Genomic DNA, 23,987 nt, shown 5'->3' with positions numbered 1-23,987 from the left:
CCGGTCGGTCTTCCCGATTGTTGTGTATCGCCGCGCCTTACTCGGCCGCTTGTGGAACCGCCTTGGCTGCCGCCCGTAATCCGCGCTCAAGATCCGCGATCAGATCGTCGGGATCTTCAAGGCCGACAGACATTCTAACCAAGTCCTCGCCGACGCCCGCGGCCTTCAACTGCTCCGCGCTCAACTGCCGGTGCGTCGTCGTGGCCGGATGCAATACCAGGGACTTGGCATCCCCGACATTGGCGAGGTGGCTGAACAATTGGACCGACTCAATGAAGGCCGCGCCACCTGCGCGCCCGCCCTTCACACCGAAGGCCAGCATCGATCCAGGCCCTTTCGGCAAATACTTCTTGGCCAATTCGTGGTCCGGGTGGCTCTTCAGGCCGGGATAGGAAACCCAGGCAACCGCTTCATGCCCTTCCAGAAACGCCGCTATCTTGCCTGCATTTTCGACATGCCGCGCCATCCGCAGGGGCAGCGTCTCCAACCCTTGCAACAAATAGAACGCATTCTGCGGCGACAGGGCCGGTCCGAAGTCGCGCAGGCCTTCCGCCCGGGCGCGCATCACGAAGGCATGCGGGCCATATTCGTCCGCAAAAGCGATACCGTGATAGCCGGCATATGGCTCGGTCATGGTCGGGAACCTGTCCTTGCCGTCAGCATCCTGGGACGCCGCCCAGTCGAACCGCCCGGCGTCGACGATGATGCCCCCCATGGCCGTACCATGGCCGCCGATCCATTTGGTGGCGGAATGCATGATTATATCGGCCCCGAAATCGATTGGCTTGCAAAGGAACGGTGTGCTGAACGTGGCGTCCATGACCAAGGGAATACCGGCGTCATGCGCGACCGCGGCGACGGCTTCGATGTCCAGGACATCCAATCCCGGATTACCCAGCCCCTCGGCGAATAGCATGCGGGTATTCGGCTGTATCGCAGCCTTGAAAGCGGCTGGATCGCGCGGGTCTACAAAAGTGGTCTCTATCCCAAAGCGCGGCAGGGTATGGCTGAACATATTGATCGAGCCGCCGTAGAGGGATTTGGACGCGACGATATGGCTTCCCTGGCTCATCAAGGTCGCAACGATCAGATGCAGGGCAGCATGACCGCTGGCGCAAGCCAATGCGCCGACACCGTTGTCGAGTGCGGCCATCCGCTCTTCCAACACCGCTACGGTCGGGTTGGATATCCGGGAATAAATGTGGCCTGCGGCTTCCAGATTGAACAGCGCCGCCGCGGAATCGACATCGTCGAAAACATATGAGGTCGTTTGATAAATCGGCACCGCGCGCGCGCCGTAGACCGGATCGGGCTGCTGCCCCGCGTGCAGGGCCAATGTGTCGAACTTCAGGAAGTCAGGCTGGACCATTCTATCCTCCCACCCTTTGGTTTTCGGTTACCCGTTGTCGGGTCCGGAATGTCAGCCGCCCGAAGGGGCCGGTCTGCGCGGAAAGTAGCGAAAGGTTGGGGCGACGGCAAAAGATTTGCGGCGCTACGACAGTAAATCGCCAGTCCCCAGCATCGCGATTAAACTGGAACCCGTGCCCCAAAAAAAAGGGTCGCCGAAGCGACCCTAGAGCAAGCCTAACCCCTTTTAATCGGGACCCCTGTTCAACTTGCGTCGGGACGGACGATAGCAAACGTCATACAATTGTCAAAAGGGAAATAGACTGTTTCTGATGGTACGGGGATAATTTACAGCCCTTCTGCGGCGCCTGCCGCAAAGGTCTGGAATATACTGCCAAGAATCGTGGGAAATGGTCGGTGTGGTGACAATGCGCCTCTTTCTGAACGCCCTCGCCGAAAAAGAAAAGAGCCGCAACAACGTGCGGCTCAGTTGAACAGGGGGTCTAAGAGTGCCATGGCCCGTCGGGAGTGTGACGGGCTGGGGTCAAGAACGTTTATATGCCGGATTCGCTAATAAATCGTTAAAAAATCAACCTACGGTCAAAAATCGTACATTTTGTCAATATCAGTTCAGGTTTCCTGGTCCAAATTTTCCCTACAACGTTGGGTCGTCAGAAATCTGAATCAGCTGTTTTCCCATATTCGCACCAGTCATCAGCCGCAGGAAAGCTGCTGGCATCGATTCAATACCGTGCATCATATCCTCCCTATGGCGCAGTTTTCCGGACTTCGCCCAGGATGAGAGGTCCTTCCGTGCTTGATCGAAATGCTTCGCATGGTCGAACAGGATGAATCCGCGGATCGTCGCCCGAGCGATCATTATGTTGCGCAGGAACCTTTCGCCGATATCCGGTTCTTCGAACTTGTCGGCAAGCGCCACGGTCCCGCATATCACGGTGCGCGACTTTTCCGCCAGGTTCCGCATCACCGCGTCATGAATCGGACCCGCCGTATTATCCAAGAACAGGTCGACACCATTTGGGCAAGCCTGCTTCACCGCCGCCGTCAGGTCGGGTTCCGTTTTATAGTTGATGCCTTCCGCATAGCCGAGTTCCTTGCACCAGGCGATTTTTTCGTCCGAGCCGGCGACCGCGATCGGGCGCGCCCCCTTGATGACCGCGATTTGGCCCGCAACCTGCCCGACCGCGCCGGATGCCGCGGAAATCACCGCATCGTCACCTTCCTTCAACTCACCCGCCGTCAACATCGTGAAATAGGCGGTCAGGCCCGGCAGCCCCAAATAGCTCAACGCCGAATGGATCGGCCCCATATCGGGGTCGACCTTACGCAGGGCCGAACCCTTTTGGACATTGTATTCCTGCCAATCGAACCGAAAACTCTCGACGATATCGCCGGGTTTCAACGCGGGATCGTTGCTTTCCATCACCACGCCGACCCCGCCGCCATGCATCACGTCACCGACACCCACGCCGGCGGCATAATTGGCTCGCGGGCTGATACGGCCACGCATATAAGGGTCGACCGATAGATAAACCGCCCGGGTCAGAACCTCCCCCGCGCCGGGTTCAGGCAAGGGCGCCGTCTGCAATTGCCAGTTTTCTTTCGTCGGCATGCCCGTCGGATGAGAGGCCAGGACCCATTGCTTCATTTCGTTCGACATCGTCGATCCCTTTATCATTTGTTGTTGGTTGGGCCGATGCGGACTTGGTCACCTTTTTCAGGATTTGAAAAAAGTTTCCGCGACACCACGGGCGGACTGTTTGCCCGCGATCTTCGCCTTGGCGCGTTCTATTTCCGCCTCGCGCTCGGCGATGTACTCCTCGAGCGCTTCGATGGACATCATGTCCAGGTCCGCCTGCTCCAGCGTTTTCGGTTTTGGCGGTTCCAGGTCGTCAGGATTCATACCGGGTCCCTCCCCATTGTCGTCTTTGTTTCTTCTTCCGGCTTTAAGTTCGGTGTGCCGAACGCTAACTCTATACCCCGAAGATAGATCAAAACGAGGGGATGAAGGAATGAGCTTGCCGGAAACAATGCGTGTCGTGGAAATCGCGTCCTTCGGCGGACCGGAGGTATTGACCCCGACGGAACGCCCGGTTCCGAAGCCCGGCCCGGGCGAGGTCCTGATCAAGGTCGCCGCGGCGGGCGTGAACCGGCCGGATATTTCCCAGCGCATGGGTGCTTATCCGCCACCACCCGGCGCCAGCGATTTGCCGGGACTGGAAGTCGCCGGCACGGTCGCGGCGGTTGGTGACGGGGTTCGCAACTGGGCTGAAGGCGACCCGGTCTGCGCCCTGACACCGGGTGGGGGCTATGCCGAATATTGCCTGACCCCGCAGGAACAATGCCTGCCGGTTCCCGAAGGGTATGACATGGTGAAAGCCGCCTGCCTGCCGGAAACTTTTTTCACCGTTTATTTGAACGTCTTTATGCGGGTCGGTCTGAAAGCCGGTGAGAAGTTCCTAGTGCATGGCGGGTCCAGCGGAATTGGGACCACTGCAATCCAGTTGGCGCGCGCCTTTGGGGCAACCGTGTTCACCACCGCCGGATCGGACGAAAAGGTGAAGGCCTGCACCGATCTGGGCGCACATCACGCGATCAACTACCGGGCTCAGGATTGGAAGGAAGCGATAAAGGAAGCGACCGACGGCAAGGGCGTCGACGTCATCCTGGACATGGTCGGCGGCGACTATATCCAAGGCAATATTGACAGTCTGGCCTTCGACGGCAGGTTGGCGATCATCGCCTTTCTGCAAGGATCGAAACGGGAAGTCGACCTTATCAAGGTGCTCGGCAAACGTCTGACGATCTCCGGCTCGACCCTGCGGCCGCAGCCGATTTCAAAAAAGGCGGAGATCGCCGCGAACCTGCAGAACCATGTCTGGCCGCTTCTGACATCGGGCAAGGTCGCGCCGGTTCTTTTCAAGACCTTTCCCTTGGCGGAAGCGTCCGCGGCGCACAGCCTGATGGAATCCAGCGACCACATCGGCAAGATCATTCTGACCGTGGACTAGCCGGGACCGTCGGGGAACCGGAGGGGTCAGGTCCGCAAGGACACCCAGCCGGTGGACAGGTGGATGCCGCATTCGGTCTTGCCGCTGCCGCTCCACCGTCCGCTCCGGCTGTTTCCACCATCGGGTTTTGCCGTGCAATGCTTGCAGCCGATGGAGGTATATCCGTGGGCGATCAACGGATGCCGGGGCAGGCCGAAATTGTCCAAGTAATTCCCGATCTTCTCCGCGCTCCAATCGAAAAGCGGATTGATCCGGAATTGACCGTTGGTCACGTTGACGAGGTCTAGGTCGCTCCGCGCCGCGCCATGCACGCGCTTCCGGCCGGTAATCAGGGCATCGAATTGCCGAATTGCCTGCTGATAGGGACGGACCTTGCGAAGCGCGCAGCAGGCATCGTGCGACGACGACCACAAAGTCCCATCGGGATCCTCACGGCTGACATCCGTATCCTCCGGCGCGACGGCCCGCACATTCGTTAGTCTTAGGCGGTCGACCAGCAGATCGCGATAGGCCAACGTCTCGGGAAACAGTTTTCCTGTATCGACGAAGAGCACGGGAACATCCCGGTCAATTCGCGCCATTAAATGCAGCAGAACCGCGCTTTCTGTTCCGAAGGAGGACGATACGGCAATCCGGTCGCGAAATTCTTCGAACAACCAATGCCGCAGATTGTCTTCCAGGGCGTTTTCCCGCGCCCGGAACCGAATGTCTTCCAACCGGGTCGTCGCCCCGCCCGGGCTTCGCGCCAATATCCCGTACATCTTTGCCCGCCCCATGTGGTTCATCAGAGCAAGCAGATATAACGATACCAATGTCGGGTTCAACCAATATATCTAGATTTCTTGATAAAAAGAAATTGAGGCGCCGTTACACTTAATGCCGCGTCGGCTTTTTCTGCCCCACAATGGTGTTGAAAAAGGCACGGCCATCCGTCGTCGCCTCCTCCATCAGGGACATGTAATTTGGCCAATGGGGCCACAAACTTCCCTCAACACCACCGTCTTCGAATATCAGGTTCGCATCGAACTTCCGCGCGATTTTCTGCATTTTTCGATTGTCGAGCAGGCACATCAAATACACGCGGGAGACATATCGGTTCCGCGCCATGTTAAGGACATGCCGCAGCAACAATGTCCCAACCCCGAGATTTTGCCAGGGTTCCTCAACACTGAGCGCGATCTCGGCAACAAGGCGCGGCGAACGCGTTGCTGTCGCCAATTCACCGACGCCGCGCAATTCGCCGTCAATGAAGGCGCCTAGGACGACAGTTGCGGTCCAATTCAAATCGGCACAATAGGCACGAACGCGGTCGTCACAGATTGCGCCCATGAACCGGTTGCACCGGTCGTGCGGGGTCAGGCGCAGCAGATGTTCCTGATAGACCTGCACGTCCCGCTGAGTCAGTTTCCGCAGGGTTACAGGCGATGTGGCCGGAAAAGCGGCCTGATCGGGTAGAATGGTAGGAAAAAGAAAATCAGATTTAGGGAGGGCCATGTCGGCTTATCCTCTAGGTGATAATTGAAACACCCTCCCTGTCGCCTAGATAGGACTGTTCATATTGCGTCGCAACATAAATTACCTTCTGTTTGACGAAAATCTGATCGTTGCGGTAACCCGCTATTCTAAAACCATTTTTTAGAAGACATCTTATCTGTTTCGACCAAGAAGACGGCGCGCGCAGGTTAATTCTACCGCAACGCACAGGACCTCCATCGCCTTTTCAATTTCCGCCACCGAGGGCAAGGTTGGGGCGATGCGGATGTTCCTGTCGGCTGGGTCCTTCTTATAGGGGAAAGTCGACCCTGCCGGCGTGCATTTAACGCCCGCCTCACCAGCCAGCCGAATGATCTCGGATGCGCAATCGTCCATCACGTCCAGACTGACGAAATAGCCGCCCTGCGGCGCAGTCCAATCGGCAATGCCTTTGTCCGCCAAACGGCGGCTCAAGGCCTCTTCAACCGCGTCGAATTTCGGCTTCACGATGTCAGCGTGCTTTTCCATATGCGCCAGGATGCCGTCCATCGACTGGAAGAAGCGAACATGCCGCAACTGGTTCAACTTGTCCGGCCCGATCGTTGCGAAGGACAATTTCTTAGCCGCGTCCGCGATATTGGTTTCGGATGCCGCCATCATGGCGACGCCGGATCCGGCATAGGTGATTTTTGAGGTTGAGCCGAACATCAGCACACGGTCCGGGTTCCCCGCTTTTTCACATAGCGAAAGGATGTCAGGAATTTCCGCCGGGCCACCGCCCAGATGGTGGACCGCATAGGCGTTGTCCCAGAGGATGCGGAAGTCAGGCGCGCCGGTCGTCATTTTGGCAAGCCGCTCCGAAACCGCCTGGGAATAAACCGCACCCGTCGGGTTCGAATATTTCGGCACACACCATATCGCCTTCACGTCAGGGTCTGCGGCGAGAGCTTCGACGGCATCCATGTCGGGACCGTCATCCAGCATCGGCACGGTGACCATTTCCAGGCCCAGGCGCTCACAGATGGCGAAATGCCGGTCGTAACCGGGAACCGGGCAGATAACCTTGGATGCGCCCTCGCCCGACCCGGCAGCCGCCCCGGCCCGTTTCCACGGGCCTTTCCCCCCCGGCATGCCGAAAAGAACGGCACCTGCCAGCGTGTCGTACATCATGGTCAGGCTACCATTCCCGCCGACGATAATCTGCGCGGGCGTCACGCCCATATACTCAGCGAAAAGCCGGCGTGCTTCCGGAATGCCTTCGACGATGCCGTAGTTCCGATAATCCGTCCCGTCCTCGCCCGCGGTTTCGCCAGGGCCGACCAGGGAAAGCATGCCGTCAGCAAGGGTCAGTTGGTCCGGTGCCGGCTTGCCGCGTGTCATATCGAGAGAGAGACCTTCGCCCTTCAATGCCTCGAATTCTCCAAGCAGTTGCTTTTCTACCGCCTCGAGATCGCTTTTCTGCATATCCGCCAGTTTCATGACCCGTTACCCATTTAAATTTCTTCATCCAGACGCAAACGCGCCGGCAGCCTTGTAGAGCCACCGGCGCTGTAAGGACAAGGCCCCAGCCTTGGCGTTTTTTGGAAATTCTTACTTGCTGGCGTAGCCGACCTCGTGAAGAGATTCCTCAATCTCATCCAGGATGGCCGGATCGTCGATGGTCGCGGGCATCTTATATTCCTCGCTATCGGCGATTTTCACCATGGTCGCGCGCAGGATTTTGCCCGAACGCGTCTTCGGCAAACGCTTCACGACCGCGGCGGTCTTGAAGGCCGCGACCGGACCGATTTTCTCACGCACCATTCTGACCGCTTCCTTGACGATCTCGTCGTCGCTGCGGTCAACGCCGGCTTTGAGAACCAAGAAACCCAAGGGCAATTGCCCCTTCAACGGATCGGCGACGCCGATCACGGCGCATTCCGCGACATCGGGATGGGACGCGAGGATTTCTTCCATCGCCCCCGTCGACAAGCGGTGCCCGGCGACATTGATGATGTCGTCCGTACGGCTCATCACGAAGAGGTAGCCGTCCTCATCCATGTAACCGGCATCACCGGTTTTGTAGTAGCCGGGATAGTCCACCAAGTAACTATCCACCCAGCGCTTATCGGCGTTCCACAGGGTCGGCAAGCAGGACGGCGGCAGCGGAAGCTTAATGCTGATCGCCCCCATCTCCCCCCGCGGCATTTCGTGGCAGCCTTCGTCCAGGATCTGCACGTCGTAACCGGGGACCGGTTTGGTCGGCGACCCCGCCTTGATCGGAAGTTGTTCGATCCCCAGGCAATTAGCGACGATGGGCCAACCGGTTTCGGTTTGCCACCAATGATCCACCACAGGCACGCTCAATTTCTCTTCCGACCAATGCAGCGTATCCGGGTCGCACCGCTCACCCGCCAGGAAAAGCGCGCGGAAATGCGACATGTCGTAGTCGCCGATCAGACTTCCGTTGGGATCTTCCTTCTTGATCGCCCGGAAGGCGGTCGGTGCGGTGAACAGCGTCACCACCTTATGCTCTGCAATTACGCGCCAGAAGACACCTGCATCCGGCGTACCGACGGGCTTGCCCTCGAACATGATCGTTGTCGCCCCGTGCAACAGCGGCGCGTAAATGATGTAGGAATGGCCGACGACCCAACCGACATCGCTGGCGGCCCAGAACACTTCGCCGGGGTCGATATTGTAGATGTTCTTCATCGACCATTTCAGCGCCACCATATGGCCGCCATTGTCGCGGACAACCCCCTTGGGTTCGCCGGTCGTGCCGGATGTATAGAGGATGTAGAGCGGGTCGGTCGCCGCGACCGGAACGCATTCCGCCGGCGCCGCCGCTTCCATGCCTTCTTTCCAGTCGACATCGCGGCCGGGCCGCATATCCCAATCCGCACCTTCGCGTTTCAGGACGATAACCTTTTGGACAATACCAGGCGCCAGGTCCAATGCGCCGTCAATCATCGGCTGATAGGCGACGATACGGCCTGGTTCAATTCCGCAGGTGGCGGTGATGATCGCCTTTGGCGAGCAATCCTTGACGCGCGTCGCCAATTCGTTGGCCGCGAAGCCCCCGAAAACGACGGAATGGACCGCGCCGAGCCGTGCGCATGCCAACATGGCAACCGCTGCCTGCGGCACCATCGGCATATAAATGATGACGCGATCGCCTTTGCCGACGCCGTTCGCGCGCAACATCCCTGCGCAGCGGGCAACCTTGTCCTGTAATTCCGCGTAGGTCAGCGTCCGCTTTTTGCCGGTGATCGGGCTGTCATAAATGATGGCGGCCTGCTCGCCCCGCCCGTTTTCCACATGGCGGTCGACCGCGTTATAGCAAGTGTTGCACTCGGCGCCTGCGAACCAGCGGTAGAAATTCGGGGCCCTGCTGTCATCCAGGACCTTATCCCAGGGTTTGACCCAGTCGATTTCCTTGGCCGCTTCGGCCCAAAAGCCTTCCGGGTCGCGTAGCGAGCGTTCGTGCAATTCATCCATCAAACCCATCGACGGCATCCTCCCATCAGTCTCTACGGCCGGCCCATCGGAAGATCACTTGCTAGCAGATCAATTCCCGGCCGATCATTACCTGTTTCTTATACCGCTTCTTATACCGTTCCGGCGGCAGTTGCCAAAGTCCCTATAGGCAGATCGACCGCTTGCCCTTGATCTGGCTCAAACGCGCAGAATTTATCCGTTCCTAGAACCCGCCTCTTGACTGCGGGTGACGCAGTCGCCGTAAATCGGATCTAAACCGGAAAGCCGGATTTCCGAACATTGCGGAGGGAAGCATGACCAGCATTTACGACCGGGACCTGGACAAGAATCCTGCCAATCACGTTCCGCTGTCGCCCCTCAGCTTCCTGAAACGCGCCGCTACCGTCTATCCGACCAAGACCGCCGTCGTACACGGCACGATCGAGCGAAACTGGTCCGAAACCTATGACCGCTGTCGGCAGTTGGGATCGGCACTGGCGAAACGCGGGATCGGCAAGGGCGATACGGTTGCCGTCATGTGCCCGAACATCCCGGCGATGATGGAGGCGCATTTCGGCATCCCGATGACCGGCGCGGTCATGAACGCGATGAACACCCGGCTGGACGCATCGACCATCGCCTTCATCCTGGATCACGGCGAGGCGAAGGCCGTCATCACCGACACGGAATTCGCACCCACCATGAAAGCGGCGCTGGCGGAAACCAACCGCACGGACCTGTTGGTGATTGATGTGGACGATCCGGAAGGAAACGGCGGCGAAAAGCTTGGTGAGGTCGAGTACGAGGATTTCATCGCCGACGGCGACCCCGGCTACGACTGGGCGCTTCCCGGCGACGAATGGGACGCGATCACGCTGAACTATACGTCCGGCACGACGGGCAACCCGAAGGGCGTCGTCTATCACCACCGCGGGGCCTATCTGCTGGCGATGGACAATATTGTCACCTGGGGCCTGCCGAATTCGGCGCGCTATTTGTGGACCTTGCCGATGTTCCACTGCAACGGATGGTGCTTTCCCTGGACCCTGGCCGCAGCCGGGGCGACGAATGTCTGCCTGCGCCATGTCAGCGCCGCCAATATATACCGCGCCATCGCGGATGAAGGCGTTACCCATTTCTGCGGCGCACCGATCGTGCTGGGCATGGTTATCAACGCGACCGAGGCCGAGCGCCGCCCCCTGCCGCAAACGGTTGAGGTGATGACCGCCGCCGCGCCCCCACCACCCGCGGTGTTGAAACGCATGGAAGAACAGGGGTTCCACATCACCCATGTCTATGGCCTGACCGAGGTTTACGGCCCAGCCGTCGTCTGCGCCTGGCAATCGGAATGGGACCAACTGGACGCGGATGAGCGCGCGGCGAAAAAGGCACGTCAGGGTGTCGGCTACACGGCCTTGGAGGAACTGGCGGTCCTGGATCCGGAAACGATGGAGCCTGTGCCCAAGGACGGTGAGACCATGGGTGAAGTGATGTTCCGCGGCAATGTCGTCATGCGCGGTTACCTCAAAAACCCGAAAGCCAGCCAGGAAGCTTTCGCCGGCGGCTGGTTTCATTCCGGGGACCTGGGCGTCTGGCATCCGGATTCCTACGTGGAACTGAAAGACCGGTCGAAGGACATCATCATTTCCGGGGGCGAGAACATCTCGACCATCGAAGTGGAGAACATTCTCTACCGCCATCCGTCGATCGTCGAAGCCGCGGTCGTTGGACGGCCGGACGAGAAATGGGGGGAAACGCCCTGCGCCTTCGTCCTAGCAAAGGCCGACACCCCCCTGACGGAGGCAGAAGTCATCGCCTTCTGCCGAGAGAATATGGCCCATTTCAAGGCGCCGAAGACGGTGGTTTTCGGTGAACTGCCCAAGACCAGCACCGGCAAGGTGCAGAAATTCGTCCTTCGCGACAAAGCCAAGGCACTCTGACCCAGCAGCCCCTTTACCGGAGAAGACCAACAATGCCAGCCGACAAAACGCTCCACAACGAACGTGTGGTTTACCTGAACGGAGAGATCCTGCCGGAAAGCCGGGCGATGATATCGTTCCGGGATACCGGTTTCGTCTATGGCGACGCGGTCTTCGACACCGGCCGCACCTTCGGGGGCAAGGGCTTCATGTTGAAGGAACATGTGGACCGGCTCTATGACACGCTGAGCTATGTGCGGATCGCTCCAGGCATGTCGAAGGCGGAGATGCTGGCGAAGACGGAAGAAGTGCTGGCCATCAACGCCGCGTTGTTGGGGCCGGACGAGGATTATTGGGTGACCCAGCGTGTGTCCCGCGGGATTTCCCCGGTCGACGGCGAAACACCGGAGCGGGACGGCGCGACAATCCTGATTGAATGCATGCCCCTGCCCTTACGGGCGCGGGCCGGAATGTTCCGCGACGGCATCGACGCCGTCGTCTCCTCCCTCAAGCGCACCCCGCCCAGCGCGCTTTCCCCCAATGCCAAAACCAACAATTACATGAACATGCTGCTGGCCCAGCGGGAGGTCGCGTCCTACGCGCCGGGCGCCTGGGCCGTGTTGTTGGACGAGACGGGCAATATCTGCGAAGGCGCCGGATGCAACATCTTCATCGTGAAGAACGGTACGGTCTTCACCCCGTCTACCGAGTATATCCTGGACGGCATCACACGGCAGGCGGCCATCGACCTCTGCAAAAAGGCGGACATCCCGCTCGTCGAACGCCCGCTGTCACTCCACAACGTCGCGATCGCGGACGAGGCCTTCTTCACCTCCACCAGCCTTTGCATTTGTCCGTTGCGCAGCTTCAACGGTCAAACCTTCAGCGCCGTGCCGGGCCCGGTGACGAAGCGCTTGATGGACGCGTTCAGCGCCCTGGTCGGTTACGACTATGTCGAGCAATATCTGAATCACCTGTCGGACGATGAGGTCGGAACCGGGTTCTAGGAAAACTCTTGGTAGCTTTCGGTCGATCTGGAATCGAAATTTACGGATCGCTAATAATTTCCGTGTAGCGTCACGGTATGGCCTCACCCCTCGTACAATATTGGAACGAACTGCGCGGTACGGCGCCTATGCCGGCTTATGCGCAATTCGACCCGACCGCCCTTTCGAGCATACTCCCCGATCTGATTGTTTTCCGGGTCCTCAGCGATCCGCTCGACTTCGAGTACAGTTTGATTGGCGCCAATGTCAGGCGTATCCACCGGGAAAATCGGCGGGGTCAGCGGATGTCCACGATTGAAGGACAGGGTCAAGGATCTCAAATCTGGGCCTTCCTCTCGGAAACCGTGGAAAGACGCGACACCGCATCCTTCGTTGCCCCCTATGCCGGCCCCGTCGAGGAAATTACAGGCGTCCAGAGCCATGCGACCCCTTGGACCGGACCGGATGGCGGAGTTTCCCGGCTGGTCGTTCATATCTGCAAGGAACATCTGGCCCAAGCAATGGCGGAGAAATCCCCTTTCGACGACATTCCTTCTAATTTCTAAGCCGCAGCTTTTCGTAGACGACCAAAGCCACGGCAAACCGGGAATCCCTTGCCGCTTGCCGCTGAGATGGGGCGGCAAAGGATTCCTCTTTCTTGGTTAACGCTTTACGTCTAGCCGCCCCCCAAAGCATCACGCGAAATTTTCGATTCCCCGGATTCCCCTACCTGCCAATGGTTAACGGCGTATGCGCGAACAGGATTGGCACGGCGATTGCGCTTATCCCCTCGAGACTGGGCACGAGAGGGCCCGCAATGAGGAGTGACGAGATGACAAACACTTATCCCCTGACCGACCGCTTGGGACTTACGACCGGCGGCGACGCCGTCCTGGAGGGCTTTGGCCATGACGAGGAGGGCCGTCTCGCAAATCGCCTGGAGCAAGTCGCCGGCGATCTGATCGCCAGCGCGGGAGAACCCGGCCATCCCGGCGACGGATATCGCCATCTTCTGCACAAGGCCATGTTGGTGGCCGCGGAAGCGCAGCGGGAATTGCACCGAAAAGACCGCGAACTGCGCGCCTTGCGGCTGTTGTCGATCACCGACGAAGTGACGAAACTGTTGAACCGCCGCGGTTTCGATCGGGCCTTCGACCGGTCCCTGGCGCGGTCACGGCGCAGCAATGAGCGCGGCTTGTTGTTGATCGTCGACTTGGATTTTTTCAAACGCATCAACGATGCCCACGGCCATCTCGCCGGCGACCTCGTGCTTGCCAGCGTCGCGACCCTGCTGCGGGTAAATACCAGAGAAATCGATGACGTCGCCCGTATCGGCGGGGACGAATTCGCAGTGCTCCTGAACGGGGCGGACGACCTGCAGGGCTACCAGAAGGTGACCCAATTGGAGGTCATGCTGAACAACCTGACCGTTCCCTGGGATGGGGAGCGTATTCAGGTCCAGGCCAGCATAGGGGCCGCCCCGTTCGGACCGCATGACGACCCTGTTTCCGTCATGCGCGCCGCGGACGATTGCATGTATGGCCGCAAGCGCGGCGGCATTCGCCCGGACTTCAATCAGTCAACGATCGAAGTGAAGGCGCTTCCGGCCGAATAGTCGGGCGGAAGCATGGGCTTCGGCCCATTCGTACACGTACCAGTGGTTCTTTTTCTTTTGGTCCCCAACGGGTTTCCCAAGCAAGAAATTGCCTAAAGGAGCCCGACCCTGCGGCGGCGTCCCTTCCCCAATACGGACGCCGCCGATTTTCTTTTTCGGGTTTGGAGAATTACCTAGGCCGCATCAGGCATGGTTTGCGGCTTGATATCCTTCAATCTAATCGCCCGCCCGGGCCGCGCATCGGTCGACGCGCCGTCGCGCCAGACAATGCGGCCGTTGACCATCACCATTTCGATCCCCTCGGCGGGCTCCATCGGGTTCTCATAGGTCGCGCTGTCAATGATGCTGTCGGCATTGAACAGAACCAGGTCCGCAAAGGCACCGGGTCGGACCGCCCCGCGGTCGGTCAGGCCGAAACGTGCCGCGGACAGGCCGGTCATCTTGCGCACGGCTTCCTCCAACGGGAACAAACCGACATCACGGGCATAGTGTCCCAGAACGCGGGGGAAAGTTCCCCATAGGCGCGGATGCGGCCGCGCGTCATGCGGCAGGCCGTCCGACCCGATCATCGTCGCAGGATGGGCCAGAATGCGGCGGACATCCTCTTCATCCATTTGAAAGAAGATGCCACCGGCGGGGGAGAGCATCTTGGCGGTATCCTGGCGGCTCATCCCGAATTCGGCGGCAAGCTCATCCAAATCCCGGCCGGCACAGTCGGGCCGGGCTTCGGACCAGGAAACCAGAATCTTCCGCGCCCCTTCCAGGCGGGCTGAATCCAACACAGTCGATCCAGCCTCATAGGGATAGGCGTCGAGCGCCATGGGCTGTTGGAAGCGGTAGTGGTCGATGCGCGCCAAGCTCTCCACCGACCGACCGTGGTTCTCCGCACCGGTGCATTTGTGGTGGGAAATGACGACCGGCGTCCGGGCATCATGGCCTATCCTGGCGGTCTCATCGATTGAATCGATGACGAAGTTGCCCTCGTCCCGCATATGCGTGCTGTGAAAACCGCCAGCCGCGCCGACAGCCTTGACCAGCGCGATAACCTCTTCCGTCGGCGCGTGTTCCGCCGGGCGGTAAAACAAGCCGGTACTAAACCCGGCCGCGCCCGCGGCAAGACTATCTTCCAGCAGGGACAGCATGGCCGACAATTCCTTGTCACTCGCGCCACGCTGCAGATCCTCCATCGCCGCCAGGCGAAGCGTGGAATGCCCGATCTGCGGCAGGACGTTCAGCGCCGGCGGCGCATCATCCAACGCATCGAGATAATCGCCGAACCCGTCGAACAGCTGCGCGCCTGTCGGCGCGATCAAGTCCAGCGGCGGCGCCGGCCGTTTATCGGCAGACACTTTCAAAGGCGCCAGGCTGATCCCGCAATTGCCGGTAACGACAGTTGTAACGCCTTGGCTGACTTTGCAGGCATGGGCGGGATCCGCCAGCACGGCTCTGTCGTCATGGGTATGCACATCGATAAAGCCCGGGGCCAGGACCAACCCTTCCCCTGATACAACGCTTCCGGCGGGTTGAGCCGACAGGTCCCCGACCGCTTGGATACGGTCGTCCAGAATTGCCACATCCGCTTTGAAAAGCGGCGCGCCCGTTCCGTCGCAGACAAGCGCCCCCTCGATCTTGATATCCGCCTTTTCCATGCCTCGCCCCTTCGGCCCCCTGTGTTACATCACCCAATATTACGCCACTCGTAAAATGGCTGTTCCGTGAGCCTAACGACCGGTGTTCCGGCTATGTGTCTGCAGTCCCAATTCATCAAGGTCCTGCTGCTCCCGCTTGTTCTCCTCGGCGGTTTCTTCTTCTTCCTGCCTTTCGGCAGTGATCTCGTATTTTTTCTGCTCTTCGAACGCTTCGGCAAGCCGGTCACGGGCCGTGTCGATATCCACGGCCAAGGCCGCCTTCCGGTCGACGAGGGCCTTGCGTCGGCTTGCCGCGTGTTTCGCATAGGCTACAAAGCCCGCACCGTATTCGGGCGTTTCGCGTGCTTTTTGTCGTTCGGTGTCCAGTTCCGTGTCCACCCGGTCTATGGCACGGTCGAAAGCTGCGTCCTGCTCAAGCAGGTCGGCAAGAAGCCGCCGGCGGTTATCGACCTCCAGCTTGGACAAACGGATCAAAGTGGAAACGGTCTTCACCCGGCGTCAGGCTCCGCAGCCTCTTCATCTTCAACGCTGCCGTCTTCCCGGGGTAGCACCGTGTCGCCATAGGGCATGCCGAGGATTTCAGCCAAGCGCTGATAACCTTGTTCCAGCGAGGCCTGCTCGCTTTGCATCTGGGAAATGAACTGGTCCAAGGCGTCGAAATAGTAGATCGCCTCGTCGACTTGCTGATCCGATCCCTTGCGATAGGCGCCCAACCGGATCAGTTCGGCCATGTCCTCATAGGTCGACAGCAATTGCCGCGCCCGGTTCACGACCGCGTTTTGTTCTTCGGAATTACAACCCGGCATGGAACGGGAAACGGACCGCAGAATATTGACCGCGGGATACCGGTTTCTATGCGCAATCGTGCGGTCCAGCACGATATGTCCATCCAAAATGCCGCGCACCGCATCCGATATCGGTTCGTTATGGTCGTCCCCTTCAACCAATACCGTGAAAATGCCGGTGATATTGCCGTCCCCCACGCCGGGACCGGCGCGCTCAAGCAATTTCGGAAGTTCCGCGAAAACGGTCGGCGTGTATCCCTTGCTTGCAGGCGGTTCCCCGGCACTGAGGCCAATTTCCCGCTGCGCCATGGCAAAGCGGGTGACCGAGTCCATCAAACACAGCACTTCCCGCCCTTGGTCCCGCCAATATTCGGCGACGGCCATGGTCATGAAAGCAGCCTCACGCCGCATCAGGGCGCTTTCGTCCGACGTCGCCACCACGACGACGCTGCGCGCCAGGCCTTCCTCGCCCAATTGGTCCTGTATGAACTCCTGCACCTCGCGGCCGCGTTCGCCGATCAGGCCGATGACGATGACTTCCGCGTTCGTATAACGGGCCATCATCGACATCAGAATGGACTTCCCCACCCCCGAACCGGCGAAGATACCCATACGCTGCCCCTGGCAGATTGTCGTGAAGGTGTTCAGACAGCGCACCCCCAGATCGACCTTCGGCCCCAACCGGTTTCTGGTGTGGGCCGGCGGGGGTTGGTTCCGAATTCTCATCGGCCGATCCCCGCGTGGCAGGGGCGAGCCACCGTCGATCGGTTCGCCGAACGCGTTGATGACCCGGCCCAACCATTGTGGATGGGGCCTGACGACCGGTTCCGACTGAATTAATTCCGCCTTGCTGCCCAATCCGACGCCTTCCAGGGGGCCGTAAGGCATGGCAAGCGCAAGGCCATCGCGAAAACCAACCACTTCGCACCGCACACGACGCCCCCCCCGCGCGATCAGGTCGCATCGGTCGCCGATCGACAAATACCCGGAAATGCCGCCGATTTGCAGCAACATTCCCTGGATTCCGATCACCTTCCCGTGGACCTGGGCGGTCGGCATGCGAGAGACCTCCGCCTGGGCATGCTGAAGGGGCGATGACATGTTTGGAGTAACCCTCAAGTAATAACGAGCAGACGACTTTCAGCGAATTCTACGCCAAGTCTTCGTTTCTGACGAGAAGCCTCTTAGCATTTATTGTTTTACAACAGGACAATACATCAATTATCTACAGACTGGTCATTTTTGTTAACAATCTTTAACATTGTCTGCTAGCATATTAGCGCACCGCGGCGCGCAGAAGGTGGAAAAGCACACTGCGAAACACGTTAGATGCGGTAAATCGGAACTGGACCTTGGGGCAGTCCGCGCAGAATGTCGGCGCTTGAGGGGAACTAAAATGAGAGTGCTACTGGTCGAAGACGATCCGTCGATGGCACGGAGTATCGAGATGATGCTCCAGTCTGAGGGCTACGTCATCGACGTTACGGAATTTGGGGAAGATGGCCTCGAAATCGGCAAAATATACGATTACGACTTGATCATTCTTGATCTCGTTCTTCCGGATATTGACGGATATGAGGTTTTGCGACGCCTTCGGGATGCCCGGGTGCAAACACCGATCCTTATCCTTTCCGGCCTTACGGAGATGGATAACAAGATCAAGGGGCTCGGTTTCGGCGCGGACGACTATCTGACAAAGCCGTTCGACCGCCGGGAATTGATGGCCCGCATCCAAGCTGTCATTCGCCGGTCCAAGGGCCATGCGAAGTCCGAGATCCAATGCGGCCCGCTGACCGTGCTGCTGGATTCCAAATCCGCGGAAGTCGAAGGCAAGCCGGTTCATTTGACCGGCAAGGAATATGGAATTCTTGAGTTGCTCGCCCTGCGCAAGGGAACGACGCTGACCAAGGAGATGTTCCTGAACCACCTTTATGGCGGCATGGACGAACCAGAAGCGAAGATCATTGACGTGTTCGTCTGTAAACTGCGGAAGAAGCTCTCCGTCGCCACGGGCGGGCACAATTTCATCGAAACGGTCTGGGGCCGCGGCTATGTCCTGCGGGAACCGGATGAGCCGGTGGCAAAAGCAAGCTGATCACCAAGACCGAATGCTGTTCAGCGAAAAGGCCGCCCACCGGGCGGCCTTTTTGATTCAAGAGCCATGCGTTTACGATGGCCGTACGTTCGCCAGATCACGTGCTGGCCGGTACCACAGCGGGCGTGCCGCCCTTTTTCTGATACATACCGCGATATCCGGGAACCGGCGCGAAGCGGTCGGTTATGCCCAATACCGTTTCGGCCCCGCCGAGATATAGCACACCGTCATCCGCCAATTGGTTCGCGATCCCGTCCAAGACCTTGCCTTTGGTCGCTTGGTCGAAATAGATCAACACATTGCGGCAGAACACGATATCGAACTGTCCCATTCCGGAGAGGGACTCCAGAAGGTTGAACGGCTTGAACTGAACCATCGAACGGATTGCGGAATCCAGTATCCATTTGTCGCCGTTCTGCTTGAAGTATTTGATCAGCAAGGTGATCGGCAGACCGCGCTGAACTTCAAACTGCGTATAGATACCAGCCTTGGCCTTGTTGATCATCTCCATAGAGATATCGGTGGCCATGATGTCGAAGCGCCAGTCCGTCAGTTTCGCGCCTTCTTCCTTGATCAGCATCGAAAGAGAATAGGGTTCTTGGCCACTGGAACAGGCCGCGCTCCAAATTCGGACGCGTTTCTGTCCTTCCCGCGCTTTCATCAACCCAGGCAGCACCGCAGCCTTGAACTGATCGAACGGCTTGTTGTCCCGGAAGAACAGGGACTCGTTCGTCGTCATCGCTTCGGTAATATCACCGATAAGGGTTTCATTCCTGCGCCGAACCTGATCGGATAATTCGTCCAACCCTTTCAATCCGTGCTTCCTGGCCACCGGCATCAACCGGGTTTCCAGCAAGTACGCTTTATCCTTCGAAAGCACGAGGCCCGACCGTTCTTTCACGGTCTTCGCAAGCAGTTCGAAATCTTCGACCTTCATGCCGCGCCCCCTGTTGCTAGACGCTTAACCAGTCCACCTATTTCATCAATAGGCAGAACTGCCGAGCACAAGCCGGCATTGGCGACGGCTCCGGGCATGCCCCAGACTACGCTGGACGCTTCATCTTGACCGACCACTTGTCCTCCACCTTGCACGACGACTTCCGCGCCTTTTTTGCCATCCGACCCCATCCCGGTCAGAATCACTACAAGTACCCGTGCCCCGTATGCTTGCGAAATACTCCTGAACATCGGATCCGCCGCCGGCCGGCAAAAGTTTTCGGGCGGATCCTGCGTCAGTCTCAACGTCTTGGAGATGCCTTTCGATTCAACCAGCATGTGGTAATCACCCGGCGCGACATATACCGTACCAGGGGCGATCGCCTCACCGTCCGTGGCTTCCTTGCACGGCCGACCGCATGCTTTCTGAATATGCTCCGCCAATATCGTCGTGAAGGTCGGCGGCATGTGCTGTGTAATCAGGATCGGCTGCCGGAATTCCGTGCCCATCGCCGATAGCACCTTGAAGAGCGCTTGCGGCCCGCCGGTGGAACTGCCAATCGCGATGATGTCGGGTTTGGCGTTCTGCAACGGCCGCAAGGTGATATTGGCCGGTTTCGACGCGGATTTTGTCGCGGAAACCGTGGGCGCAGCCCCTTTCGCGGCCGGGGTGCCGGAAAGCCGGCGACGGCGCCGTGCAAGGCGCCCCAACGTCTTTACTTTCTCAAGAAATTCGCGCCGAAATTCATCGGCCGACCGCAGTTCACCGCTTGAAGACGGTTTGGCGATATAGTCCGCCGCGCCGAGTTCCATGGCCTTCATGGAGACTTTTGCGTTTCGCAGCGTCAAGGTAGACGCCATCAAAACTTGAACGCCGGGGGACATTTCGATGATTTTCGGCAGAGCTGTCAGCCCGTCCATCCTCGGCATTTCGATATCCAGGACCACGACGTCCACCTCGTGCCGTTCCAAGGACTTCAAAGCCCTTTCCCCGTCACCGACGGAGGCAATGACCGCCATTCCCGGCTCTTCTTCGATCATTCGGCTCAACATGCCTCGGATGACAAGCGCATCGTCGACGACCATCACACGGATGGCGTCTTGCGAGGCTGTTGGCTGCGAAAGGCGCGCCGTGGCGCCGCGGTCGGACATTACAGCAGTCCTACCTGAGTGAATTTGCTTTGAATAATTTCACTGTCGAACGGTTTCATGATGTACTCGTTCGCACCAGCCGAAATCGCTTTCTGGATATGTTCCAGGTCGTTTTCCGTCGTGCAAAAAATGACCTGAACGTTCTCGTTCCCCGGCAACTGGCGAAGGGCAACGAGAAATTCCAGCCCGTCCATGACCGGCATGTTCCAATCGAGCAGAACTGCATCCGGCAAGCTCTTATTACAGGCGTCCAGCGCGACTTTGCCGTCTTCCGCCTCGATTACTTCGAAGTTCAGTTCTTCCAATATCTTGCGCGCCACCATTCGAATGACGCGGGAGTCGTCCACGACAAGACAGGATTTCATCGACATCGCTCCCCACGGATTGCGGATTTACAAACCAATTTAACGGTCCGGACCCGAATTTCCACCCCCGGACTGAAAGCGCCGAGGCTGCCAATCCGACGTTAAGGGTGGGACGGCTCGTCCGCAACCGAAGAACATCATGCCGCCCTAATTTCCTTGTGAAATCCGCAGCATGGGCACCGTGATCATCCCTGACCGAAGGTCTCCGCCAATGTCTGAAGCAGACCGTCGCGGTCATGCTTCGCCACATAATCGGTGAAGCCGACCTCGCGGCCGCGATCCACTGCCGCCGCGCTGGTATGGGAAGACATTGCGACGATCGGCAGCTTGGCCCACCTGGTTCCAGCCCGGATATGTTCGACCAATTCGAAGCCGCTCATATCCGGCATTTCGATATCGCTAACGATCCCATCGAATTCGTCACCCCGTTCGCAAAGCTCAAGCGCTTCGGCGGCACTGGTAACCGTGGTGACCGAATAGCCCGCAACGGACAAGATCGGCGTCAACAGGTTCCGGAAGAAGGAACTGTCATCCACCAGCAGAATCCGGCGGCGGGACGAACGGCCCTCGGTAACGGAAACCTCACCTTCGACGCCGAACCAATCGTGGAACGCCTTGGTCAGGAAGTAACCGGTATCCAGGATTTCCGTTGCCTTCCCGGCAACGATGGCGCTGCCGATCATGCCTTCCTTGGATGCACTATGTTCGACCGACAAACGGTCTTCCACGATGTCCAGAATTTCGTCGACGACCAGCCCCATTGTCCGATCACGATCGGAGAAGACCAACGTCGGCTTCTTGCCCGTTTCCGGGAAGCTGTATGAATCGTTGATCGGGACCAGCGGCATCAGCGAACCGCGATACTGCACCATCGCCTGGCCATTGGAGTATTCGACCACATCGAAGTCGATTTCTTCCAACCGTGCGACAAGGCCCAGCGGCACCGATTTCGGCGATTTATCGCCCGCGCGGAACAACAGCAGGGCAACGCGTTCGTCATCGCCACTGGCCTGTACGGTACTGACATCTTGCGCAGTTTGGTCCGGGGTCGCCATTTCCCCGGTTGTCTGTGCAATGCCGTTCGGGTCAAGGATCATGATCACGCTACCGTCACCCAAGATCGTGTTGCCCGAGAAGATCGAAATGTTCCGCAACACGGTGGAAGTCGGTTTGACGACGATTTCCTCGGCATCGAAGATCTTGTCGACGATGATCCCGAAGGAATAATTCCCCACCTGGGCCACGACGATGAAGTTCTCGTCGCTGATGAAATCCTCATCATTGGTCGGAACGTCGAGCAACCGGCGCAGCGAGACCAGCGGAAGCAGTCTGTTGCGAAGGCGCAGCACAGGCGTGCCGTGAATTTCCTCGATCTTGTGTTCGGAGTCGTTGCTGGCACGCACCAATTCCACGACGCTGATCTGCGGGATCGCGAAGCGTTCGTCCGCGCATTCGACGATCAACGCCGAAACGATGGCCAATGTCAGCGGAATTTTGATCAGGAAGGTCGTACCACGGCCTTCGACCGACTTCAGTTCGACCGTGCCGCCGATCTTGTCGATATTCGTCTTCACGACATCCATGCCGACACCGCGCCCCGAGACGCTGGTGACCGCCGCTGCCGTTGAGAAGCCCGCCGCAAAGATCATCTGTTGAATCTGATGTTCGCTCATCGCATCCAGTTCGGACTCGGTGGCGATACCATTCGAAACCGCCTTCTCGCGGATGCGGGCCATATTCAGGCCCTTACCGTCATCTTGGATGACGATATGGATATGCCCGCCCTCATGATAGGCGTTCAGCGTGATCGTCCCCGTATCCGGCTTGCCGGCTTTCACGCGGTCGGCCGGCGGTTCGATGCCGTGATCCGCGGAATTCCGGACCATATGGGTCAGCGGATCCTTGATGATATCCAACACCTGACGATCCAGCTCGGTTTCCGCGCCGATCATTTGCAGGTCGATCTTGCGGTCCAATTCCAGGCTGAGGTCACGAATGATACGCGGCAGTTTCGCCCAGGCATTGCCGATTGGCTGCATGCGCGTCTTCATGACGCCTTCCTGCAGCTCGGTCGTCACATGCGACAAGCGCTGAAGCGGCGCACCGAAATCGCTTTCGCCCTGGCTGCGCAGGATCTGCATAAGCTGGTTGCGGGTCAGCACCAACTCGCTGACCATGGTCATCAGGTTTTCCAGCAGGTCGACGTTGACGCGGATGGTCTGCGTGACCCCGCCGCCTTCCTTCTTGGCGGCCGCGGCTTCCGGCTCGGATTTCGCCGCCGGCGCCTTCTTTTCTTCAACCGTCGCGGGCACCGAGGCTTCGGCAATCACCGGTTCGTCCTCAGGTTCCTCGGCGGGTTCGTCTTCCGGATCGCCCTTCAAGGCGGCAAACGGGTCGCCGGGTCCCTCATAAACCGCATTATCGAACGCGGCCTGCAACTCGTCATTATCAGCGGCGACCTCGTCGCTGTTCATAAGCGCGTCTAGTGCGGCGCTACCACTGGATGGAGCCGCCGGCGTCGGGGCTTCCTCAACAGCGTCTTCCAGTTCAGCCATCATCGCTTCGGTCGCGGCGAGTTCTTCCTCGTCCTTCGTCGCAGGCGCATCGTCATTACTGGATGCGGCAGGCGCGGCAGCGCCACCGGCCGGAACTTCGCCCGTTTCCGCGAGATGGTTCAAACGCGCGATCAGATCGGAGTCGTCACCCGCGGGTTCGGCCTCCGTCGCTTCCAGGTCGGACAGGATCATTTTGATTTGGTCGAGAGACTCCAAGACCAGCGAGACAGCACCTTGGCTGATCTCCAATTCGCCGTCGCGAATACGTCCGAGCACATTCTCGGAGGCATGCGCCACCGATTCAAGCCGCGGCAGGCCAAGAAAGCCGCAGGTCCCTTTGATCGTATGCACCAGGCGGAAAATGTTCGAAAGAATAGCTTGATCGTTCGGATTTTGTTCAAGCTTCACCAATTCCACGTCGAGCGTGTCCATGCTCTCCGCAGTTTCGGTCAAAAACTCGCTAAGGAGATCGTCCATAGCTATTTCACTCCCCTACCACCTGACGCAGCCGAGTGGCGCGCCTAAATGCTGGTTATGGTCAAAGTCAGACTAGTTAATTCCAGTGTCCGTATAACGGTATCAGAATGGTGATCTAACAATACCAATCGAGTTCTTAACA

20 protein-coding genes are annotated in these 23,987 nt (G+C 58.7%); 6 read left to right on the top strand and 14 right to left on the bottom strand.

Features of this window, described 5'->3' with window-relative positions; translation table 11 throughout:
* Positions 1 to 37: 37 nt before the first annotated feature.
* The 3 genes from EOI86_RS21535 to EOI86_RS21525 all read right to left on the bottom strand — a co-directional run bounded on the left by EOI86_RS21535 (position 38) and on the right by EOI86_RS21525 (position 3,271).
* Positions 38 to 1,369, bottom strand: a complete 1,332-nt coding sequence (locus EOI86_RS21535) for an O-acetylhomoserine aminocarboxypropyltransferase (protein WP_127767762.1) — start codon at positions 1,367 to 1,369, stop codon at positions 38 to 40.
* 633 nt (positions 1,370 to 2,002) lie between these two features.
* On the bottom strand, positions 2,003 to 3,028 hold the full coding sequence (locus EOI86_RS21530; protein ID WP_127767761.1) for an NADP-dependent oxidoreductase: 1,026 nt from the start codon (positions 3,026 to 3,028) through the stop codon (positions 2,003 to 2,005).
* Between the two features lie 57 nt (positions 3,029 to 3,085).
* Positions 3,086 to 3,271 (bottom strand): DUF1192 domain-containing protein, encoded by a 186-nt coding sequence (locus EOI86_RS21525; protein ID WP_127767760.1) that lies wholly within the window; start codon positions 3,269 to 3,271, stop codon positions 3,086 to 3,088.
* A gap of 109 nt (positions 3,272 to 3,380) precedes the next feature.
* Here EOI86_RS21525 and EOI86_RS21520 point away from each other — a divergent pair, with 109 nt between their 5' ends.
* On the top strand, positions 3,381 to 4,379 hold the full coding sequence (locus tag EOI86_RS21520; protein ID WP_127767759.1) for an NAD(P)H-quinone oxidoreductase: 999 nt from the start codon (positions 3,381 to 3,383) through the stop codon (positions 4,377 to 4,379).
* Positions 4,380 to 4,405: 26 nt separating this feature from the next.
* On the opposite strand, the gene EOI86_RS21515 is transcribed toward EOI86_RS21520, so the two are convergent.
* From EOI86_RS21515 to EOI86_RS21500, 4 genes are all read right to left on the bottom strand, one after another.
* Positions 4,406 to 5,140: a phosphoadenylyl-sulfate reductase gene (locus EOI86_RS21515; protein WP_127767758.1), complete on the bottom strand. Its 735-nt coding sequence runs from the start codon at positions 5,138 to 5,140 to the stop codon at positions 4,406 to 4,408.
* Between the two features lie 112 nt (positions 5,141 to 5,252).
* The gene (locus EOI86_RS21510; protein ID WP_127767757.1) at positions 5,253 to 5,873 is read right to left on the bottom strand and encodes a GNAT family N-acetyltransferase; all 621 of its coding nucleotides are present in this window, start codon (positions 5,871 to 5,873) and stop codon (positions 5,253 to 5,255) included.
* A gap of 153 nt (positions 5,874 to 6,026) precedes the next feature.
* Positions 6,027 to 7,331, bottom strand: coding sequence for an aspartate aminotransferase type Ic (locus tag EOI86_RS21505; RefSeq protein WP_127767756.1), 1,305 nt, complete (start codon positions 7,329 to 7,331; stop codon positions 6,027 to 6,029).
* A 111-nt stretch (positions 7,332 to 7,442) separates the two neighbouring features.
* Complete coding sequence (locus EOI86_RS21500) at positions 7,443 to 9,341, bottom strand: propionyl-CoA synthetase (RefSeq protein ID WP_127767755.1); 1,899 nt, start codon at positions 9,339 to 9,341, stop codon at positions 7,443 to 7,445.
* A gap of 284 nt (positions 9,342 to 9,625) precedes the next feature.
* Here EOI86_RS21500 and EOI86_RS21495 point away from each other — a divergent pair, with 284 nt between their 5' ends.
* The 4 genes from EOI86_RS21495 (at position 9,626) to EOI86_RS21480 (ending at position 13,831) form a co-directional block, all read left to right on the top strand.
* A complete protein-coding gene (locus EOI86_RS21495; RefSeq protein WP_127767754.1) occupies positions 9,626 to 11,251 on the top strand; it encodes an acyl-CoA synthetase in 1,626 nt (541 codons plus the stop codon).
* A gap of 32 nt (positions 11,252 to 11,283) precedes the next feature.
* Positions 11,284 to 12,237 (top strand): aminotransferase class IV, encoded by a 954-nt coding sequence (locus EOI86_RS21490; protein WP_127767753.1) that lies wholly within the window; start codon positions 11,284 to 11,286, stop codon positions 12,235 to 12,237.
* Positions 12,238 to 12,314: 77 nt separating this feature from the next.
* Positions 12,315 to 12,782, top strand: coding sequence for a PAS domain-containing protein (locus EOI86_RS21485; protein WP_127767752.1), 468 nt, complete (start codon positions 12,315 to 12,317; stop codon positions 12,780 to 12,782).
* Positions 12,783 to 13,048: 266 nt separating this feature from the next.
* Entirely contained in the window at positions 13,049 to 13,831 is a 783-nt protein-coding gene (locus EOI86_RS21480; protein ID WP_240035779.1) for a GGDEF domain-containing protein, read from the top strand.
* A 173-nt stretch (positions 13,832 to 14,004) separates the two neighbouring features.
* Here the strand turns inward: EOI86_RS21480 and EOI86_RS21475 are convergent, their stop codons facing one another.
* The 3 genes from EOI86_RS21475 to fliI form a co-directional block, all read right to left on the bottom strand.
* Positions 14,005 to 15,480, bottom strand: a complete 1,476-nt coding sequence (locus tag EOI86_RS21475) for an N-acyl-D-amino-acid deacylase family protein (RefSeq protein ID WP_127767751.1) — start codon at positions 15,478 to 15,480, stop codon at positions 14,005 to 14,007.
* 72 nt (positions 15,481 to 15,552) lie between these two features.
* Positions 15,553 to 15,972 (bottom strand): flagellar export protein FliJ, encoded by a 420-nt coding sequence (locus tag EOI86_RS21470; RefSeq protein WP_127767750.1) that lies wholly within the window; start codon positions 15,970 to 15,972, stop codon positions 15,553 to 15,555.
* On the bottom strand, positions 15,969 to 17,366 hold the full coding sequence (gene fliI, locus EOI86_RS21465) for a flagellar protein export ATPase FliI (RefSeq protein WP_127767749.1): 1,398 nt from the start codon (positions 17,364 to 17,366) through the stop codon (positions 15,969 to 15,971). Before fliI ends, EOI86_RS21470 begins: the two co-directional genes overlap by 4 nt.
* A gap of 295 nt (positions 17,367 to 17,661) precedes the next feature.
* Between fliI and ctrA the strand changes: the two genes are divergently transcribed.
* Positions 17,662 to 18,360, top strand: coding sequence for a response regulator transcription factor CtrA (gene ctrA / locus EOI86_RS21460; RefSeq protein WP_127767748.1), 699 nt, complete (start codon positions 17,662 to 17,664; stop codon positions 18,358 to 18,360).
* Positions 18,361 to 18,457: 97 nt separating this feature from the next.
* Here ctrA and EOI86_RS21455 read toward each other — a convergent pair whose 3' ends face one another.
* The 4 genes from EOI86_RS21455 to EOI86_RS21440 all read right to left on the bottom strand — a co-directional run bounded on the left by EOI86_RS21455 (position 18,458) and on the right by EOI86_RS21440 (position 23,845).
* Positions 18,458 to 19,297: a CheR family methyltransferase gene (locus tag EOI86_RS21455; protein WP_127767747.1), complete on the bottom strand. Its 840-nt coding sequence runs from the start codon at positions 19,295 to 19,297 to the stop codon at positions 18,458 to 18,460.
* Positions 19,294 to 20,448, bottom strand: coding sequence for a protein-glutamate methylesterase/protein-glutamine glutaminase (locus EOI86_RS21450; RefSeq protein ID WP_240035778.1), 1,155 nt, complete (start codon positions 20,446 to 20,448; stop codon positions 19,294 to 19,296). The genes EOI86_RS21455 and EOI86_RS21450 overlap by 4 nt, the downstream gene beginning before the upstream one ends.
* A complete protein-coding gene (locus tag EOI86_RS21445) occupies positions 20,448 to 20,813 on the bottom strand; it encodes a response regulator (protein ID WP_127767746.1) in 366 nt (121 codons plus the stop codon). The genes EOI86_RS21450 and EOI86_RS21445 overlap by 1 nt, the downstream gene beginning before the upstream one ends.
* 185 nt (positions 20,814 to 20,998) lie before the next feature.
* On the bottom strand, positions 20,999 to 23,845 hold the full coding sequence (locus EOI86_RS21440) for a hybrid sensor histidine kinase/response regulator (RefSeq protein ID WP_127767745.1): 2,847 nt from the start codon (positions 23,843 to 23,845) through the stop codon (positions 20,999 to 21,001).
* Positions 23,846 to 23,987 lie beyond the last annotated feature (142 nt).

Source organism: Hwanghaeella grinnelliae (assembly GCF_004005845.1).
In the GTDB taxonomy this organism is placed as follows: domain Bacteria; phylum Pseudomonadota; class Alphaproteobacteria; order UBA8366; family Aestuariispiraceae; genus Hwanghaeella; species Hwanghaeella grinnelliae.
This window is presented reverse-complemented; position numbering and strand designations above follow the sequence as displayed.

Bases quoted from the DNA above. Each gene is read 5' to 3' on its own strand.
- EOI86_RS21535 (WP_127767762.1), bottom strand. From the start codon at position 1,369: ATGGTCCAGCCTGACTTCCTGAAGTTCGACACATTGGCCCTGCACGCG.
- EOI86_RS21530 (WP_127767761.1), bottom strand. From the start codon at position 3,028: ATGTCGAACGAAATGAAGCAATGGGTCCTGGCCTCTCATCCGACGGGC.
- EOI86_RS21525 (WP_127767760.1), bottom strand. From the start codon at position 3,271: ATGAATCCTGACGACCTGGAACCGCCAAAACCGAAAACGCTGGAGCAG.
- EOI86_RS21520 (WP_127767759.1), top strand. From the start codon at position 3,381: ATGAGCTTGCCGGAAACAATGCGTGTCGTGGAAATCGCGTCCTTCGGC.
- EOI86_RS21515 (WP_127767758.1), bottom strand. From the start codon at position 5,140: ATGTACGGGATATTGGCGCGAAGCCCGGGCGGGGCGACGACCCGGTTG.
- EOI86_RS21510 (WP_127767757.1), bottom strand. From the start codon at position 5,873: ATGGCCCTCCCTAAATCTGATTTTCTTTTTCCTACCATTCTACCCGAT.
- EOI86_RS21505 (WP_127767756.1), bottom strand. From the start codon at position 7,331: ATGAAACTGGCGGATATGCAGAAAAGCGATCTCGAGGCGGTAGAAAAG.
- EOI86_RS21500 (WP_127767755.1), bottom strand. From the start codon at position 9,341: ATGGGTTTGATGGATGAATTGCACGAACGCTCGCTACGCGACCCGGAA.
- EOI86_RS21495 (WP_127767754.1), top strand. From the start codon at position 9,626: ATGACCAGCATTTACGACCGGGACCTGGACAAGAATCCTGCCAATCAC.
- EOI86_RS21490 (WP_127767753.1), top strand. From the start codon at position 11,284: ATGCCAGCCGACAAAACGCTCCACAACGAACGTGTGGTTTACCTGAAC.
- EOI86_RS21485 (WP_127767752.1), top strand. From the start codon at position 12,315: ATGGCCTCACCCCTCGTACAATATTGGAACGAACTGCGCGGTACGGCG.
- EOI86_RS21480 (WP_240035779.1), top strand. From the start codon at position 13,049: ATGACAAACACTTATCCCCTGACCGACCGCTTGGGACTTACGACCGGC.
- EOI86_RS21475 (WP_127767751.1), bottom strand. From the start codon at position 15,480: ATGGAAAAGGCGGATATCAAGATCGAGGGGGCGCTTGTCTGCGACGGA.
- fliI (WP_127767749.1), bottom strand. From the start codon at position 17,366: ATGTCATCGCCCCTTCAGCATGCCCAGGCGGAGGTCTCTCGCATGCCG.
- ctrA (WP_127767748.1), top strand. From the start codon at position 17,662: ATGAGAGTGCTACTGGTCGAAGACGATCCGTCGATGGCACGGAGTATC.
- EOI86_RS21455 (WP_127767747.1), bottom strand. From the start codon at position 19,297: ATGAAGGTCGAAGATTTCGAACTGCTTGCGAAGACCGTGAAAGAACGG.
- EOI86_RS21450 (WP_240035778.1), bottom strand. From the start codon at position 20,448: ATGTCCGACCGCGGCGCCACGGCGCGCCTTTCGCAGCCAACAGCCTCG.
- EOI86_RS21445 (WP_127767746.1), bottom strand. From the start codon at position 20,813: ATGAAATCCTGTCTTGTCGTGGACGACTCCCGCGTCATTCGAATGGTG.
- EOI86_RS21440 (WP_127767745.1), bottom strand. From the start codon at position 23,845: ATGGACGATCTCCTTAGCGAGTTTTTGACCGAAACTGCGGAGAGCATG.